The sequence below is a fragment of the Caenispirillum salinarum genome (assembly GCF_044803115.1).
Classification (GTDB): domain Bacteria; phylum Pseudomonadota; class Alphaproteobacteria; order Rhodospirillales; family Rhodospirillaceae; genus Caenispirillum; species Caenispirillum salinarum_A.
Genome location: NZ_CP085224.1, coordinates 1610376 through 1625801 on the forward strand (window position 1 = coordinate 1610376; position 15426 = coordinate 1625801).

Below are 15426 nucleotides of genomic sequence, written 5' to 3' on the forward strand. Positions count from 1 at the left end.
CCAGGGCCACTTTCCTTTGCCCACCGGAATGCCCATTTTCGCCGCCATGACTTCCGCCGACAGCCTGCCGAAACCCCTCGCCGACTGGTTCGCCGCCCACGGCTGGACGCCCCACCCCCACCAGCGCGCCATGCTGGACGCCGCGCGGGCGGGGCAGAGTGTGCTGCTGATCGCCCCGACGGGCGGCGGCAAGACCCTGGCGGGCTTCCTGCCGAGCCTCGCGGACCTGACGGAGGCCCCGCGCGACGGGCTGCACACGCTGTATATCTCGCCCTTGAAGGCCCTGGCGCAGGACGTCCACCGCAACCTGACGCGGCCCATCGAAGAGGCCGGCCTGCCCATCACCCACGAGACCCGCACGGGCGACACGCCGTCCGCCAAGCGCCAGCGCCAGAAGCAGCGCCCGCCGGACATGCTGATGACCACGCCGGAAAGCCTGGCGCTCATGCTGGCCGCACCCGATGCGGAGCGCGTGTTCGGCGGCCTGGAATGCATCATCGTCGACGAGCTGCACGCGCTTGCCGGCACCAAGCGCGGCGACCAGCTGGCACTCGGCCTCTCCCGCCTGCGGAGCCTGCGGCCGGGATTGCGGGCGGTGGGGCTGTCGGCCACCGTCGCCCGGCCAAAGGAGTTGGCGAGGCACGTCGCGCCGGATGCCCGCATCATCCACGGCGAGGGCGGGGTGATGCCCGACGTGGGAATCCTCGACGCCGCCAAGGACCCGCCCTGGGCCGGGCACATGGCCCACCACGCCATGCCCGAGGTGATGGAGTGCATCCGCGCCCACCGCACCACGCTGGTCTTCGTCAACACCCGCGCGCAAGGGGAGATTGTCTTCCAGAGCCTGTGGAAGCTCAACGACGAGGCCCTGCCCATCGCGCTCCACCACGGATCGCTGGCCGTGGAGCAGCGCCGCAAGGTGGAGGCCGCCATGGCCGCCGGCAAGCTCCGCGCGGTGGTGGCGACAAGCTCGCTGGATCTCGGCATCGACTGGGGCTCGGTGGACCTGGTGGTGCAGATCGGCGCGCCCAAGGGCTCGGCGCGGCTGATCCAGCGCATCGGCCGGGCCAACCATCGGCTTGATGCGCCCTCCAAGGCCCTGCTGGTCCCCGGCAACCGCTTTGAATACCTGGAGTGCGAGGCCGCGCTTGACGCCATGCGGGCGGGAGAACTGGACGATCCGCCGCCGCGCGACGGCGCGCTGGACGTGCTCGCCCAGCACATCATGGGCACCGCCTGCGCCGGGCCGTTCCATCCCGACGCGCTGTATGCCGAGGTGCGCGCCGCCGCGCCCTATGCGGCCCTGGCGCGCGAAACCTTCGACGCGGTGGTCCGCTTCGTGCGCGATGGCGGGTATGCGCTGAAGGTCTACGACCAGTACCGCCGCCTCGCACCGCTCAAGGACGGCCGGCTGAAGGTCGCCAACCCCCGGTTCGTCCGCGACTGGCGCATGAACGTCGGCACCATCGTGGAGGCGGAAACGCTCAAGGTGCGCCTCGGGCGCGGGCCGTACCTGGGCGAGGTGGAGGAATACTTCGTCATGGGCCTGGAGCCCGGCGATACCTTCATCTTCGCCGGCCAGAGCTTGCGGTTCGAGGGCGTGCGCGAGATGACCGTCATGGCGTCGAAGGCGCCCGGCAAGGACCCCAAGGTGCCGGCCTACGTGGGCGGGCGGCTGCCGATCTCCCAGCGGCTGGCGGACCGGGTGGTGGCGATCCTCACCGACCCCGCCCGCCGCGCTGCCCTGCCGCCGGCGGTGCGGGAATGGGCGGATATCCAGGCCGCGCGCTCCAGCCTGCCCCGGCCCGGCGCTCTGCTGGTGGAGACCTTCCCGCGCCAGGGGCGGGAGTTCCTGGTGGCCTACAGCCTCGCCGGCCGCAACGCCCACCAGACGCTGGGGATGCTGCTGACGCGGCGCATGGAGCGCATGAAACTGAAGCCGCTGGGCTTCGTCGCCAACGACTACGCCATCGCGGTCTGGAGCGTGAACAGCGCGGCGGAGGACATCGACCGTCTGTTTGACTACGACATCCTGGGCGACGACCTGGAGGACTGGATGGCCGAGAGCCCCATGCTCAAGCGCGCCTTCCGTCAGGTGGCCGTGATCTCGGGCCTCGTGCAGCGGCGCGTGGCGGGGGCGGAGAAATCGGGCAAGCAGATGACCTTCAACTCCGACCTCATTTACGACGTGCTGCGCAAATACGATCCCGAGCATGTTCTCCTGCGCGCCACGCGGGCCGATGCGGAAGGCGGGCTGATCGACCTGCACAGGCTGACCGACATGCTCTATAAGGCGCAGGGACACTTAGACCACCGCCGGCTCGCGCGGGTGTCTCCGCTGGCCGTGCCGGTGCTTCTGGATATCGGGAAGGAAAACATGGCGGGCGCCATTCTGGATGATCTGTTGGACGACGCGGCGGCGGAGCTGATCGCCGAGGCCACGCAACCGTTTGCGGCGGAGGCGCGGGGCTGATGCTGGTCAACGGAGCCATGGTCCTGCCCGACCCCTCGGGCGCGCTGTTCTGGCCCAAGGAACAGACCCTGGTGGTCGCCGACATGCACCTGGAAAAGGCGGCGACGCTGGCCCGGCGCGGGGCGGGTTTCCTGCCGCCCTACGACACGCGCGAGACCCTGCGCCTGCTGGAGGGCCTCATGCGCCGCCATGCGCCGAAGCGGCTGATCGCGCTGGGCGATGCCTTCCATGACGCAAAGGCAGCTCATGGACTGACGGAGGCGGATGCCGCGCGCCTGCGCAAGCTGACGGCGGCGACGGAGTGGATCTGGATCACCGGCAATCACGATCCCGTCGCGCCCCTGCACCTGGGCGGCCGGGCGGAAGAGGTGGCGGAGATCGGCCCCCTGGTCTTCCGCCACGACCCGCAGCCCGCAACGGGCCTGCGCAGCGCGGACGGAGAGGTCGCCGGGCACCTTCATCCCAAGGCGGCGGTGACGGTGCGCGGCCAGCGCCTGAGCCGCCCGTGCTTCGTGACCGACACGCGGCGCCTGGTGCTGCCGGCCTTCGGGACATTCACGGGCGGGCTGGACGTGTTCGACCCCGCGATCCGGGGCCTGTTCCGCCGCGACTTCACGGTGTTCCTGACGGGCCGCGACAAGGTCCACAGCTTCCCCGCCGGCCGCCTGGAGCGCGGCGAGGAGACCGTCAGGCGCTGAGGTTGATGCCGCCGCCGGACAGGGCCGCGCCGTGGCGGGCGTGCAGGGCGGTCAGCCGCGTGCTGGCGTCGTCGAGGTGGCGGGCGGCGCCCATGGCCCGCTCGAACCCGGACGCCTGGTTCAGCGGTCCCCGGTCGAAGGAGGCGCCCACCGTAAGCGCCAGGAACGACGCGCCCGTCAGCGCGCGGGAGGCCTGGCCGAACAGGTCGGTAAAGCCCTTCCGCTCGGCGAAGGGTTCGCCGGGCAGGGCGCGGCGACCGAACTCCTGCTCCATGTCGCGGACGACCGCGTTGATCTCGGCCGACAGGTGCTCGACCGTTCCGGCCACGGCGCGGGCGAGCGATCCCGACATCATCCACAGCGATGCGGTGGGGCGCAGGGCCTCCATGATCATGTCCGCCGTCTCCAGGCGGCGGGCCATGAACTCCTCCTGCATCTGGCGTCGAGTGCTTTCCCATCCATCCAGCAACGACGGCGCCCTGGCGCCTTCGCCTTCAGGCGTCCCGGCGGCCACGGCCTTGCCGTCGGCCGCCGCAAGGCGGGCGGTCGGCTGGGGCTGCCAGAGGGCTGGGTTGAGGGCGGTCGGGATCATGGTCCGGCGTCCGAACATGCAACAAGGGCAGGCGCGATGCCTGCCCTTGTCAGTATGAACCGCCGCGATGGCGCGTCAATGCGGAAAACGCACGCGACGCGCGATCAGGCGCCGGGGCCTTCGACCATCCAGGTCCGGCCGCGCTTGAGCAGCGCGTTGATGGACACATCCGGCGTCTTCTTGCGGGCCTCGGCCTTGTGCGCGGTGATGGAATCGTCGTGCACCGGGGCGGCATCCTCGTACAGCACACCGAAGGCTACCGGGAAGTCCGGCCCGGTCATGGCGGCCAGCAGCCCGGCGAGCACGGCGTCCGTCTTGTCGTGGACCAGCACGTCGGCCTCGGTGATGCCGTTCTCGCCGAGCGTCACCACCTCCAGCTTGAAGGTGCCGGGCTTGACGCGGATGCCCTTCACCGGCGGCTCGTTCTTGCCGCCGCCGAACAGCAGCGGCTTGCCGTGCTCCACATGGATGAAGGTGCCGGGCACGGCCTCCTTGCCGGTGAAGCCGCCGAACACCGCGTCGTTGTAGACGATGCAGTTCTGCAGGATCTCCACGAAGGCGCAGCCCCGATGCTCGCGCGCGGCCTTGAGCACGTCGGGCATTTCCTTGATCCACTTGTCGGCCGTGCGGGCGACGAAGCGCGCACCCGCGCCCATGGCGATCTTGATGGGGTCCAGCGGCGCGTCCACCGAGCCTTCCGGCGTCGACGACGACTTGGTGCCGATGGCCGAGGTGGGCGAGGCCTGGCCCTTGGTCAGGCCGTAGATCTCGTTATTGAACAGCAGGATCTGGGTGTCGACGTTGCGGCGGATGATGTGCAGCAGGTGGTTGCCGCCGATCGACAGGCCGTCGCCGTCGCCGGTGACGATCCACACGTCCAGCTCCGGGTTCGCCATCTTCACCCCGGTCGCCACGGCGGGCGCGCGGCCGTGGATGGTGTGGAACCCGTAGGTGTCCATGTAGTACGGAAAGCGCGACGAGCAGCCGATGCCCGAAACGAAGACGGTCTTGTCCTTGTCGGCCTTCAGGTCGGCCAGGACCTTCTGCACGCTTTTCAGGATGGCGTAGTCGCCGCAGCCCGGGCACCAGCGCACTTCCTGGTCGGTGGCGAAGTCCTTGGGCGTCAGCTTGGCGGGTGTGGTGGGAGCATTCATGGCTCAGCCCTCCAGCCGAGACCGCACGGCGGCCTCGATCTCGGCAATCTTGAACGGCTGGCCCGTCACCTTGGACAGGCCCTCGTACGGCTTGGCGTAGGTGGCGCGCAACAGCGTCAGCAACTGCCCGGTGTTCATCTCGGGCACCAGCACCTGGTCGAAACCGTCCAGCAGCGCGCCCAGGTTCTCGGGCAGCGGCCAGATGTGGCGCATGTGGATATGGCTGACGTCCAGGCCTTCGGCGCGCAGGTTGGTCACGGCGCGCTTGATGGGCCCGTAGGTCGAGCCCCAGCCGACCACGGCCAGCCGGCCGCTTTCCTTGCCCTGGTCCACCGTCTGCGGCGGAATGTCCTGGGCGACGCGGGCCACCTTGGCGTGGCGGAAGTCCGTCATGCGCTGGTGGTTGGCCGGGTCGTAGGAAATGTCGCCCGTTTCCGAATCGCGCTCGATGCCGCCGACGCGGTGGGCCAGGCCCGGCGTGCCCGGCTTGGCCCAGTCGCGCGCCAGCGTGTCGTCGTCGCGCTTGAAGGGCAGATAGCCCTCCGGGTCCGTGCGGAACGTGACCGGGATGCGCGGCAGGCTGTCCACGTCGGGAATCAGCCAGGGTTCCGACGCATTGGCGATGTATCCGTCCGACAGCACCATCACCGGCACCATGTACCTGGTGGCAATGCGCGTCGCCTCGATGGCCATGGTGAAGCAGTCCGACGGGCTGTTGGGCGCCAGCACCACCAGCGGCGTGTCGCCGTTGCGCCCGAAGACCGCCTGGTAGAGGTCCGACTGCTCGGTCTTGGTGGGCAGGCCGGTGGACGGCCCGGCGCGCTGGGTGTTGATGATGACCAGCGGCAGTTCGGCGGCCACGGCCAGGCCAATGGCCTCGCCCTTCAGCGCGATGCCGGGACCGGACGAGCTGGTGACGCCGATCGCCCCGCCGTAGGACGCGCCGATGGCGACGCAGGCGGCCGCGATCTCGTCCTCGGCCTGGTGGGTGGTGACGCCGTAGGCGGTCAGCTTGACCAGGTGGTGGAGGATGGGCGAGGCCGGCGTGATGGGGTAGCTGGCGAAGACGACTTCCGTCTCGGTCAACTGCGCGGCGGCGGCCAGACCCAGCGCGAAACCGTCACCGCCCGTGATCGTGCGGTAGAGGCCCGGCGGCAGTTCCGCCTTCGGCACGCGGTAGCCGTGGAAGTCCTGCAGAAGCTCCATCGTCTCGCCGAAGGCGTGGCCGGCGTTCAGCGCGTCCACGTTGGCCTTGGCGATGGCGGCATCCTTGCGGCCGAACTTCTGCTCGATCCACTCGGCCGTCGGTGCGCGGTCGCGGCCGAACACCCAGTAGATGAGGCCCAGCGCCCAGAAGTTCTTGCAGCGCAGCGCGTCCACCTTGCCCAGGCCGCTGTCGGCCACGGCCTCCAGCGTCAGGCGCGAGATGTCGATGGGGACGACGTTCCAGCCTTCCAGGCTGCCGTCCTCCAGCGGATTGACCTCGTAGCCGGCCTTTTTCAGGTCGCGCGGACCGAAGTTGCCGCTATCGACGATGACCAGACCGCCGCGGTTGACCTTGTCGATGTTGGTCTTCAGCGCCGCCGGGTTGAAGGCGACCAGACAGTCGGCGGCATCGCCCGACGTGTTGATGCGCCGACCGCCGAAATTGATCTGGAAGGCCGACACACCGTAGGTGGTGCCCACCGGCGCCCGAATTTCCGCCGGGAAGTCGGGGAAGGTCGTCAGGTCGTTGCCGGCCAGGGCGCTGGCGACGGTGAACTGGCCGCCTGTCAGCTGGATGCCGTCGCCGGAATCCCCGGCAAACCGCACCACGGCGGATTCCAGTTCGATCCGGTCGCCCTGACCGGACTCGGGGTTCAAGGTTTGCGTTTCGCTCATGCCATCCTCCGGCCGTGGCAGCCACGGCCGTTCCAAGTTGGGAACCGCTGCGGCACGCGAGGGCACCCCTCGGCCTTCGCGCCCGCGAAAGGGCTCCATCAATAGACGATCAAAGCCCCGTCGTCAGCAGGAAAAACCGACGCTTGCGCTTCGTCTTTCCTGCCATGTTCCGTTCACATAGGAAGCTTGCGGCGCCGGGTCCAGCGGCGCAAGCCGTTAGCATGCACACAATACCGAAGAGGTGGCCGTCGCCATGTCAGGCGGCGGCGGTCTTCCGCAGGCCCTCGGCCAGTTCGTTGAGCAGGTCCAGCACCTGATGGCTGGCGTCGTTCATCTCCTGCACGTGCTTGAGCGCGGCTTCGCGGTCGTTGCCGGAGGCCGCCTTGAGCGCAGCGACGCCGGCGGCGTGGACGCGGGCGTGCGGCTTTTCGATCCGCTTGAAAGCGTCCTGTTCACGCACGGCCGGGTCGCTGACGGTGTCGTACCACTTGCCCAGGCGGCAGGCGTGGTGGTCGGGCACGTCCTTGACCGCCCACTTGCCGCGCCCGATGACCGCGTCGATGATCTTGTTCTTGAAGACGACGTGGTCGTTCTTGGCCACCTGCACGATGGCCAGCGCGCTGCCAACCTTGGCGAATTCGCCCACGCGCTCGTTCAGGACCGCGGCAGCCCGGTCCATGGCGGCCAGCACCTCGGTGATTTCCTCGTCGTTGCGCCGGGCGGTGTCGGCGATGGCGTTGGTCCCGCGCGAGACCTCGGACGCCGCCGCCGTCTGCTGGCTGAGGATGGACGCGATCTCGCCGATCTTGCCGTTCACGCCGTTGACGCTGCCGGCGATGGACTGCAGGCGGTCGCCCAGGTTGTTGACGGCGCCCCGGCCGTCCTCCACCGCCTTGGCGCCGCTTTCCATGGCGTGGACGATGGAGTCCATTTCGGTCCGCAAGGAGCCGATGCGGGCGCGGATGTCCTCAGTTGCGCGGCCGGTCTGGCTGGCGAGCGTCTTGACTTCGCCGGCGACCACCGCGAAGCCCTTGCCGGCGTCACCGGCCCGCGCGGCCTCGATGGTGGCGTTGAGCGCGAGAAGGTTGGTCTGGTCGGCAATGTCCTCGATTTCCTGGACGATGACGCCGATCTGCTCCGACGCCTTGGCGAGGCTGTCGACGGTCTTGGCGGCGTCGCTGACCGCGCCGAAGATGCTTTCCATGGTGGACACGGCGTGGTTAGAGGCCGACAGGCCGTCGTTGGCCGCGCCCTCGGCCTCGCGGGCGCCGTCGGCGGCGGTGTCGGAGTTGCCGGAGATTTCCCGCACGCTCGCCACCAGTTCCTCCACGGCCGAGGCCATGGCCTGGCTCTGCCGCGCCGCGCCCGAGATCTCCTCCATCACGTGGGCAAGGACGATCATCGCCTCGTTGGACTGGATGGCAGCCTCCACAACGCCGGCCAGATGGCTCTCGGTCTCGCGGCGCACGGCCTGCTCGCGCTCGGCCAGCTCACGCACGCGCTCGCTTTGCGCGGCCTCGCGTTCGGCCACGTTGCGGGCGTGGGTGCGCAGGCCGTCCAGCGCCCGGGCCATGCCGCCGATCTCATCGCCGCGCGCCTGGGCCGGAATGTCGACATCGTACTGGCCGCCGACAATGGCGCCCATGGCGCCGGTCATGCGGCCGACCGGGCCGGCGATCGACCGCGCGATCAGGAAGCCGAGGACCGAGGCGACCAGCACCGCGCCCAGCGCCGTCAGGACGGTGCGGCTGCGGGCGTCGGCCAACTGGGTGGTGTAGGGCGTCGCGTTCATGACGATCTCGGCGACCCCGATGGCACGGCCGGAGAAATCCCGCACCGCATGGCCGTAAACACCCACCGCGCCGGCCGGCGTGTCCATGCGCGTCAGCACGGGCTCGCCGTCCAGGGCTTCGGCCAGGGCCGCGGGCTCCAGCACGCCGCCGCCGTCGATGGTGGAGGCGAACGTGTCGAAGCCGCCGCCCTCGGCCACCGTGTGCAGGGCCACATGCAGGTTGGTCGTTTCGGTGAAGCGCTCGAAGAAGGCGGGCCCGAAGCTGGTGCCGAATTCCACCGTGCCCAGGTGGCGGCCGTCGTCGGTGACCGGCGCCACGCCGCGCACGCCCAGGCCGGCCACGCCCTTCTCCAGGCCCGTGACGGGGCGGCTGTCGGCGTTGGCCTCGACCACCGTCTTGCGGAATCCCGACAGGTCGTCGCCGAATTTCTCCGGCTTGTGGACGCGCAGGACGCTGGTGGCGGGCGGTTCGTGGAACTGGAACTGGCGCACGTCCCAGTCCTCGCGCATGCGGTCGTATCCGGGCAGGAACAGGTCGGACAGCGCCTCGCGGTCGCCCTCGGCCATGGCCTGCTTGACCGGCGGCAGGCCGGCGACCAGGGCACCCATCGAGACGGCACGCAGGGCCTCGGCCTCGATGCCCGCCATCATCTTCTGGTAGCCCTGGTCGAGCTGCCGCTGCAGCGACCGCGAGATCAACTCGTCGGCCGACATGAGGGAGGGAACGGCCACCGCCGCGGCCGTCAGGCCGGACAGCAGCACCATCGCGATGCCGATGCGCGCCAGGATGCTGATCTTCATAACCGCCCTCGTTTCCCGCTTTATTCGTGAAAGGTACTTTAGAGGGAGGTTATACGCGATTCGGCCTATTTCCACCTTTTCAATTCGGTGATCGTCCGGACAGGCGCGCTTTTCAGGGCTCCGCCCATTCGCGCATGAGGTTCGACCAGGTCTTGGACAGCAGGTCGAAGACCGGCGTCTTGCCGTCCTTGTCGAAGATCGTCCGGCGCGCGCGTTCCAGGTCGAACAGCATCTCGCGGTGGGCGGGGTCGCGCACCAGGCTCTGCGTCCAGGTCACCGCGACGCGCCGCTCGCCGGCAGTCACCGGCTCCACCCGGTGCAGCGTGGTGGACGGGTAGACGATGGCCGCGCCGCGCGGCAGCTTGTAGCGCTGGGTGCCGGCGGTGGTCTCCATGGTCAGTTCGCCACCCTCGTAATCCTCGGGCGCGCTGATGAACACTGTGGTGGAGACATCGGTGCGCACCGCCCGGCCGTCGGGGCCGCGCATCAGGCTGTCGTCGACGTGGTTGCCGTAGGTCATGTCGTTGCTGTACCGCGCCACCAGCGGCGGCAGGATCTGCTTGGGGACCGCCGCGGCAGAGAAGGTGGCGTTGCGGTTCAGCGCGTCGAGGACGATCTTCTGCGCTTTGCGCAGACTGTCGCCGGCCATCTGCTCGTTCTTCTTCACGAGGCGCGCGTTCCACCCGGCGGTCTTGGTGCCGGGCTGGAAATCGCCCGACTCCAGCAAGCCGTCCAGCGCCGCAAGGTCGTCGGCCGACAGCACGTCGGCAATGCACAGCAACATGGGGTTACTACTCCTTTACCTGTCGATCTGCGAGCGTAGGCCGATCAGCCGCATTCGGTAAATCCCCTACCAGAAATCCGCCATTTTACTATTGAACCTGAGAATGATTTTCAATACCAGTCTAGAGGAGCGGCATTCTGCGTGAAGCCGTTGGCGAACGACGATCAACACCACAAGGAAAGGGAAGCCCGAATGCGAGAGGGAACCATCAAGCTGTGGAGCGGCCTGAGCGTGGCGCTGGTGATGGGCGCCGGCGGCGCGGCGGTCACCACCACCGAGGCCGACGCGGCCCCCGTGCATCTGGAGAAGCCCGCCCCGCAGTCGCTGGCCGCGACCCTGGTCGCCGGTGGTGAAAGTGGTGAAGGCGGCGAGGCCGGTCACGCCATGTCCGCCGGTGGTGAGGGCGGCGAAGGTGGTGAAGGCGGCGAGGCCGGCCACGCCATGTCCGCCGGTGGTGAAGGCGGCGAAGGCGGCGAGGCCGGTGCCTTCGCCGAGATGGACCACCATGCCGCCGCCGTCGGCCAGCTCCTGCTGCTCCGCGGCCACGTGGACATGGGCCGGGCGCTCTACGCCCAGGGCCAGCCCAAGGACGCCCTGCCGCACTTCATGCACCCGGCCGAGGAAATCCTCGACGGCGTGGAGGGCGAACTGCACGAGCACGGCATCACCGACATGCGCGACCACCTCGACGCCCTGGTCCAGGCCGCCAAGGCCGGTGCCGATGCCGACAAGGTGACCGCCCTGGCCGAAACCGTCGACGCCCAGGTGGGCAACGCGATCACTGTGGTCGGCGAAAACCATCTGCGCGAGCCGGCCTTCCTGTACGACGTCTCGAAGTCGGTCATGGAAACGGCTGCGTCCGAGTACCAGGCCGCCTTCCGCGATGGCCGCATCGCCAACGTGGTCGAGTACCAGGACAGCCGCGGTTTCATCCTCGCGCTGGAGGATTTCCTGACCGACAACGGCCTGGGCGGGGACGACAAGCTGTTGCAGGCCGTTCGCGACCTCAAGCCGGCGTGGCCGACCGTGGACGCGCCCGAGACGCCGGCCATGGAAACCGGCGCGGTGCTCGCCGGCCTGTCGCGCATCGAGCTGATGTCCGGCGACTACAAGTAAGCCTGCTGGCGGGGAAGGGGGCGACCATGCGTTTGCGGTTCATCCTGGGCGGTGCCATCTGGACCGCCGCCCTGGCCGTGGCCGTTTTCGGCGGTCCGGCGCGGGCCGCTTCGGCCGAGTTGCTGGAGGCCTTCCAGCGGCCGGAAACCGTGCCCTTCCCCGCGACCAATCCCTACACGCCGGAAAAGGTCGCGCTGGGCGAACGGCTGTTCTTCGACGCCCGCCTGTCGGGCGCCAACGACCGCTCCTGCGCCAGTTGCCACCGCCCCGACGCGGGCTTCGAGGATGGCCTGCCCACCGGCGAGGCCATCGACGGCTCTCCCCTCGGCCGCCGGGTGCCGACCATCGTCAACGGCGCCTGGCAGGCCCGGTTCTTCTGGGACGGCCGAGCGCCGGGCCTGGAGGCCCAGGCCCTCGGCCCCATCCAGAACCCGCGCGAGATGAACCAGGACCTGACCGACCTGGTGGCGGAACTGCGGACCGACGACGAGCTGGCGGCCGCCTTCGCCGAAGTCTTCCCCGGGGCCGAGCCCGCGCTGACGGCGGAAACCATCGCCAAGGCGCTGGCGGCCTACGAGCGCACGGTGGTCGCGGGCCTTGCGCCCTTCGACCGCTGGGCGGCCGGCGATGCGGATGCCGTCGGCGACGCCGCCAAGCGCGGCTTCGACCTGTTCACCGGCAAGGCGGGTTGCGTCTCCTGCCATTCGGGTTGGGACTTCACCGACGGTGCCTTCCACGACATCGGCCTCGCGGGCGACGACCGCGGGCGCGGCGAGATCCTCGACATGCCCGAGGTCGATCACGCCTTCAAGACGCCCACCCTGCGCGACCTGCCCAAGCGCGGACCCTTCATGCACGACGGCTCGTTGCCGACGCTTGCCGACGTGGTCGACCATTATGTGGACGGCACGCCCAAGCCGGCGGAGCGCCCGACGCTTTCGCCCGATCTGCCGGACATCACGCTGACGCCGGCGGAGCGCGCCGACCTTGTCGCCTTCCTGGAAAGCCTGGACGCCGACGCGCCGCCGCCACCCTTCCGGGCCGAGACGCTGGAGCCGGTGACGGCGGCCCTGTCGGTGCCCGTGGTCAGCCAGCGCGACAAGGCCTTCGCGCCGGGTGCCGTGAAGGTGGCCGTGGGGCAGCCGCTCCGCATCCTCAACGATGACACCCGCGACCACAACGTGCGGGTCGACGACCCGCGCCACACCGCCAACTCGGGCTTCCAGGAGCCGGGAGAGACCGTGGAACTGGCCTTTCCCGAGCCCGGCACCTACCACGCCTTCTGCGGCATCCATCCGCGCATGGAACTGGTGGTCGAGGTGGTGGACGAGCCTTGAGCCGGCGCGCCGCTGGTGCTTTATTGGACGGCGCTTACGTCTTTCGATCGACTGGACCGCCGCCCATGCTCCGCCGTGCCTTCCTGCCGCTGCTCGCCGTTCTTGCTTTCGCGCCCGCAGCAAAGGCCGACGGCCTGCCGCAGCATCTGGCGGGCATCTCACCGGGCATGAGCCTGGGCGATGCCCGGCGGGCGGCCATCGACGCGGGCCTGCCGTTCACCGGCTGCGACACCCTCATCGCCGGGCGTTCCGACGGGCGGCCGCTGCTGACGCTGTGCTCGCACAAGGGGAAAGGCAAGGGCACCGAGATCGCGGTTGGTGCCACCGACCTTCAGGTCTGGGCCGACGGCACGGAGCGGGTCTTCGCGGTGATCAAGGCCGAGCCCCTGTCCTGTGTGCCCGAGGAGCAGGTGGCCGTCGTCCGCCAGATCACCACCGGCCCCGGTACCGCCATGGCGTGGCTGCCGCCGTGGTCGTGGCGGGCCGAGGACGACGGCCGCGCCGTGTTGATCGACATGAAGAACGCCGCCGCTCCCTGCGGCGTCACCACCGAGCTTCGCGATCGCCAGGCCCACGCCGCCGTCGCCGAGGCGCTGCGGGCGGACCTCGCCGACTAAGGCGCCAGGGCGAGGCGGCGCCGCCGCGGCTCATTCCCCGATCTGGTTTTCGCGGGCGATGACAACCCCGGCGCTGTCCATTTTCGCCATCGCGGCGGCCAGGCTGCCGTCCTGGTTGATGGCGCGGGTGGCGTCCTCGATCAATACCGCCTCGAATCCGCAGCGCCGGGCGTCCAGGCAGGTCCAGGCGACGCAGAAATCCGTCGCCAGGCCGGCGGCGAACACCCGCGTGATGCCCTTCTCCTTCAGCCAACCGGCGAGGCCGGTGGTGGTGGCCCGGTCGTTTTCATAGAAGGCGGAATAGCTGTCGATCGCGGGGTTCATGCCCTTGCGCTGGATCATCTGCGCCGGGCGCAGCCGCAGCGACGGGTGGAAGGCCGCGCCCTGGTCGCCGGCGATGCAGTGATCCGGCCACAGCACCTGGGTGCCGTAGGACATTTCGATGGTGGAGAAGGGCTCGGCGTCGTGGGTGGAGGCGAAGCTGGCGTGGTTCTCCGGATGCCAGTCCTGGGTCAGCACCACGGTCGCGAACCGGTCCATCAGCTTGTTGATGATCGGCACCACGGCGTCGCCCTCGGGCACCGCCAAGGCACCGCCGGGGCAGAAATCGTTCTGCACGTCGATCACCAGCAGGGCGTCGGTGTCGTGCATGATCTGGATGCCGGGCATGATGGGGTCCTCCCTCGGGCGTCTTCGCGCATTGAACCACGAAAACACCCATGCCCCCAAGGGGTTCAGGCGTCGGACCCGCGCGACCGGACGGGGATGACCGGGCGGTGGTCCTGGACCTCCAGCGTCGCCTGGGCCTGGCGGTGGGAGTCGACGTCCAACGGGCGGGGGCGGGCCTCCGCCGCCGCCTCGGCCGGCGCGAACGACACGCCCGGCGGCCAGCATCCGACCGCGGCCATCACGGCACGCCGCAGGTGGGCGGGCAGCAGGGCCTCGAAGGCGCCGCCCGTGGCCTCGGCCTCGGCCATGGCCTCGGGCGTGACGGTGCTCGCCAGATCGCCCAGCGCCTCCAGCCCCTCGGCCAGCGCCACCGGGTCGACACCGCGCACATGGACGCCAAGCACCGGCGCATCCAGAGCCAGCCGTCCACCGTCGGCCTCGGCATGCCAGGCCAAGGCCGCCCCGCCGGGATCGTCGGCGGGATCGGGCAGGCCCGCCATGTGCCGCAGCCAGGCGACCGCCGCCGCGTCCGCCCAGACCTCCCGCAGCGTGCCGTGGCGCCCGCGCCGCAGGGGCAGGCGGCGGGCGTCCTCGGCGGCGACATGCAGGGCGGTGGCGGCGCCGGTCACTCAGCCCTCGCGGTTGAAGGCGGGCTTGCGGCGGTGGAGGAAGGCGTCGATGCCTTCCTCCCAGTCGGCGGTGGCGGTGCAGGCCGAAAAGCTCTCCTCCTCGGCGTCCAACTGGGCGGACAGGTCGTTGTCCATGGCCTGGTTGAGCAGCGCCTTGGTGCGCGCCAGCGCGGTCGCCGGCATGGCGGCCAGACGGCCGGCGACCTTGGCGGCCTCGGCCTCCAGGTCGGCGCGCGGGTGGACGGCGTTGACCATGCCCCAGCGCTCGGCGGTGGCGGCGTCGAAGCGCCCGCCCAGAAGCGCGATCTCGGCGGCGCGCTTCGGTCCCACCAGACGCGGCAGGAAGAAGCTGCCCGACCCGTCCGGCGAGGTGCCGATGTTGATGTAGGCCAGGGTGAAATAGGCGTCGTCGGCGGCAATGGTCATGTCGCAGGCGTTGGCGAGCGACAGCCCGAAGCCGGCGCACGCCCCCTGAACCCGCGCCACCACCGGCTGCGGCATGGTGCGCAGGGTGCTGATCGCCTCGCCAACGCCCTGGATGAGGGGCCGGGCGAGGTCGGGGCGCTCGTCTCGCGGGCGCTGGTTGAACTGGGCGAAAACGCGGATGTCGCCGCCGGCCATGAAGTGTTCTCCGGCGCCCGTCAGCAGCACCGCCCGGATGTCCTTGCGCCCGGCGACCTCGGCGAAGGTTTCGCGCAGACCCTGGGTCATGGCCGCGTCCAGCGCGTTCAGGGCGTCGGGGCGGTTGAGCGTGACGGTCGCGACGCCGCTTGCGGCATCGACGGACAGGAGAACGGGGTCGGCGGCGGCCATGGACGGGTCTCTCCGGCTTGTTTTCGTTGTAAAAGGTCCGCCTCCCTTATAGGCGGGGCGGCGTCGGCGG

Annotated in this window: 13 protein-coding genes; 5 read left to right on the forward strand and 8 right to left on the reverse strand. The window is 69.9% G+C overall.

Features of this window, described 5'->3' with window-relative positions:
* Window positions 1-28 precede the first annotated feature (28 nt).
* Window positions 29-2473, forward strand: a complete 2445-nt coding sequence (locus LG334_RS07290) for a ligase-associated DNA damage response DEXH box helicase (protein ID WP_404386323.1) — start codon at window positions 29-31, stop codon at window positions 2471-2473.
* On the forward strand, window positions 2473-3171 hold the full coding sequence (gene pdeM / locus LG334_RS07295; RefSeq protein ID WP_404384732.1) for a ligase-associated DNA damage response endonuclease PdeM: 699 nt from the start codon (window positions 2473-2475) through the stop codon (window positions 3169-3171). Before LG334_RS07290 ends, pdeM begins: the two co-directional genes overlap by 1 nt.
* Here pdeM and LG334_RS07300 read toward each other — a convergent pair.
* The 5 genes from LG334_RS07300 to LG334_RS07320 all read right to left on the reverse strand — a co-directional run bounded on the left by LG334_RS07300 (window position 3161) and on the right by LG334_RS07320 (window position 10175).
* On the reverse strand, window positions 3161-3763 hold the full coding sequence (locus LG334_RS07300; RefSeq protein ID WP_404384734.1) for a hypothetical protein: 603 nt from the start codon (window positions 3761-3763) through the stop codon (window positions 3161-3163). The two genes, pdeM and LG334_RS07300, sit on opposite strands and share 11 nt — an antisense overlap.
* A gap of 104 nt (window positions 3764-3867) precedes the next feature.
* Window positions 3868-4917, reverse strand: coding sequence for a 2-oxoacid:ferredoxin oxidoreductase subunit beta (locus tag LG334_RS07305; protein WP_404384736.1), 1050 nt, complete (start codon window positions 4915-4917; stop codon window positions 3868-3870).
* A gap of 3 nt (window positions 4918-4920) precedes the next feature.
* Window positions 4921-6798, reverse strand: a complete 1878-nt coding sequence (locus tag LG334_RS07310; protein ID WP_404384738.1) for a 2-oxoacid:acceptor oxidoreductase subunit alpha — start codon at window positions 6796-6798, stop codon at window positions 4921-4923.
* 256 nt (window positions 6799-7054) lie between these two features.
* Window positions 7055-9391: a cache domain-containing protein gene (locus tag LG334_RS07315; protein WP_404384740.1), complete on the reverse strand. Its 2337-nt coding sequence runs from the start codon at window positions 9389-9391 to the stop codon at window positions 7055-7057.
* A 112-nt stretch (window positions 9392-9503) separates the two neighbouring features.
* On the reverse strand, window positions 9504-10175 hold the full coding sequence (locus tag LG334_RS07320) for a Fe2+-dependent dioxygenase (RefSeq protein ID WP_404384742.1): 672 nt from the start codon (window positions 10173-10175) through the stop codon (window positions 9504-9506).
* 192 nt (window positions 10176-10367) lie between these two features.
* On the opposite strand from LG334_RS07320, the gene LG334_RS07325 reads away from it, so the two are divergent.
* The 3 genes from LG334_RS07325 to LG334_RS07335 all read left to right on the forward strand — a co-directional run bounded on the left by LG334_RS07325 (window position 10368) and on the right by LG334_RS07335 (window position 13245).
* Window positions 10368-11291, forward strand: coding sequence for a hypothetical protein (locus LG334_RS07325; protein WP_404384744.1), 924 nt, complete (start codon window positions 10368-10370; stop codon window positions 11289-11291).
* Window positions 11292-11317: 26 nt separating this feature from the next.
* Window positions 11318-12628: a cytochrome c peroxidase gene (locus LG334_RS07330; RefSeq protein ID WP_404384746.1), complete on the forward strand. Its 1311-nt coding sequence runs from the start codon at window positions 11318-11320 to the stop codon at window positions 12626-12628.
* A 65-nt stretch (window positions 12629-12693) separates the two neighbouring features.
* A complete protein-coding gene (locus LG334_RS07335) occupies window positions 12694-13245 on the forward strand; it encodes a hypothetical protein (RefSeq protein WP_404384748.1) in 552 nt (183 codons plus the stop codon).
* 30 nt (window positions 13246-13275) lie between these two features.
* Here LG334_RS07335 and pncA read toward each other — a convergent pair whose 3' ends face one another.
* The 3 genes from pncA to LG334_RS07350 all read right to left on the reverse strand — a co-directional run bounded on the left by pncA (window position 13276) and on the right by LG334_RS07350 (window position 15356).
* On the reverse strand, window positions 13276-13914 hold the full coding sequence (pncA, locus tag LG334_RS07340; RefSeq protein WP_404384750.1) for a bifunctional nicotinamidase/pyrazinamidase: 639 nt from the start codon (window positions 13912-13914) through the stop codon (window positions 13276-13278).
* Window positions 13915-13979: 65 nt separating this feature from the next.
* On the reverse strand, window positions 13980-14543 hold the full coding sequence (locus LG334_RS07345) for a hypothetical protein (protein ID WP_404384752.1): 564 nt from the start codon (window positions 14541-14543) through the stop codon (window positions 13980-13982).
* On the reverse strand, window positions 14544-15356 hold the full coding sequence (locus LG334_RS07350; RefSeq protein WP_404384754.1) for an enoyl-CoA hydratase: 813 nt from the start codon (window positions 15354-15356) through the stop codon (window positions 14544-14546).
* Window positions 15357-15426: the final 70 nt, after the last annotated feature.

What these genes read in the sequence shown, in the direction of transcription:
- LG334_RS07320 (WP_404384742.1), bottom strand. Translation starts at nt 10,175, where the DNA reads ATGTTGCTGTGCATTGCCGACGTGCTGTCGGCCGACGACCTTGCGGCG.
- LG334_RS07315 (WP_404384740.1), bottom strand. Translation starts at nt 9,391, where the DNA reads ATGAAGATCAGCATCCTGGCGCGCATCGGCATCGCGATGGTGCTGCTG.
- LG334_RS07335 (WP_404384748.1), top strand. Translation starts at nt 12,694, where the DNA reads ATGCTCCGCCGTGCCTTCCTGCCGCTGCTCGCCGTTCTTGCTTTCGCG.
- LG334_RS07305 (WP_404384736.1), bottom strand. Translation starts at nt 4,917, where the DNA reads ATGAATGCTCCCACCACACCCGCCAAGCTGACGCCCAAGGACTTCGCC.
- LG334_RS07325 (WP_404384744.1), top strand. Translation starts at nt 10,368, where the DNA reads ATGCGAGAGGGAACCATCAAGCTGTGGAGCGGCCTGAGCGTGGCGCTG.
- LG334_RS07290 (WP_404386323.1), top strand. Translation starts at nt 29, where the DNA reads ATGCCCATTTTCGCCGCCATGACTTCCGCCGACAGCCTGCCGAAACCC.
- LG334_RS07350 (WP_404384754.1), bottom strand. Translation starts at nt 15,356, where the DNA reads ATGGCCGCCGCCGACCCCGTTCTCCTGTCCGTCGATGCCGCAAGCGGC.
- pncA (WP_404384750.1), bottom strand. Translation starts at nt 13,914, where the DNA reads ATGCCCGGCATCCAGATCATGCACGACACCGACGCCCTGCTGGTGATC.
- LG334_RS07310 (WP_404384738.1), bottom strand. Translation starts at nt 6,798, where the DNA reads ATGAGCGAAACGCAAACCTTGAACCCCGAGTCCGGTCAGGGCGACCGG.
- LG334_RS07330 (WP_404384746.1), top strand. Translation starts at nt 11,318, where the DNA reads ATGCGTTTGCGGTTCATCCTGGGCGGTGCCATCTGGACCGCCGCCCTG.
- LG334_RS07300 (WP_404384734.1), bottom strand. Translation starts at nt 3,763, where the DNA reads ATGATCCCGACCGCCCTCAACCCAGCCCTCTGGCAGCCCCAGCCGACC.
- pdeM (WP_404384732.1), top strand. Translation starts at nt 2,473, where the DNA reads ATGCTGGTCAACGGAGCCATGGTCCTGCCCGACCCCTCGGGCGCGCTG.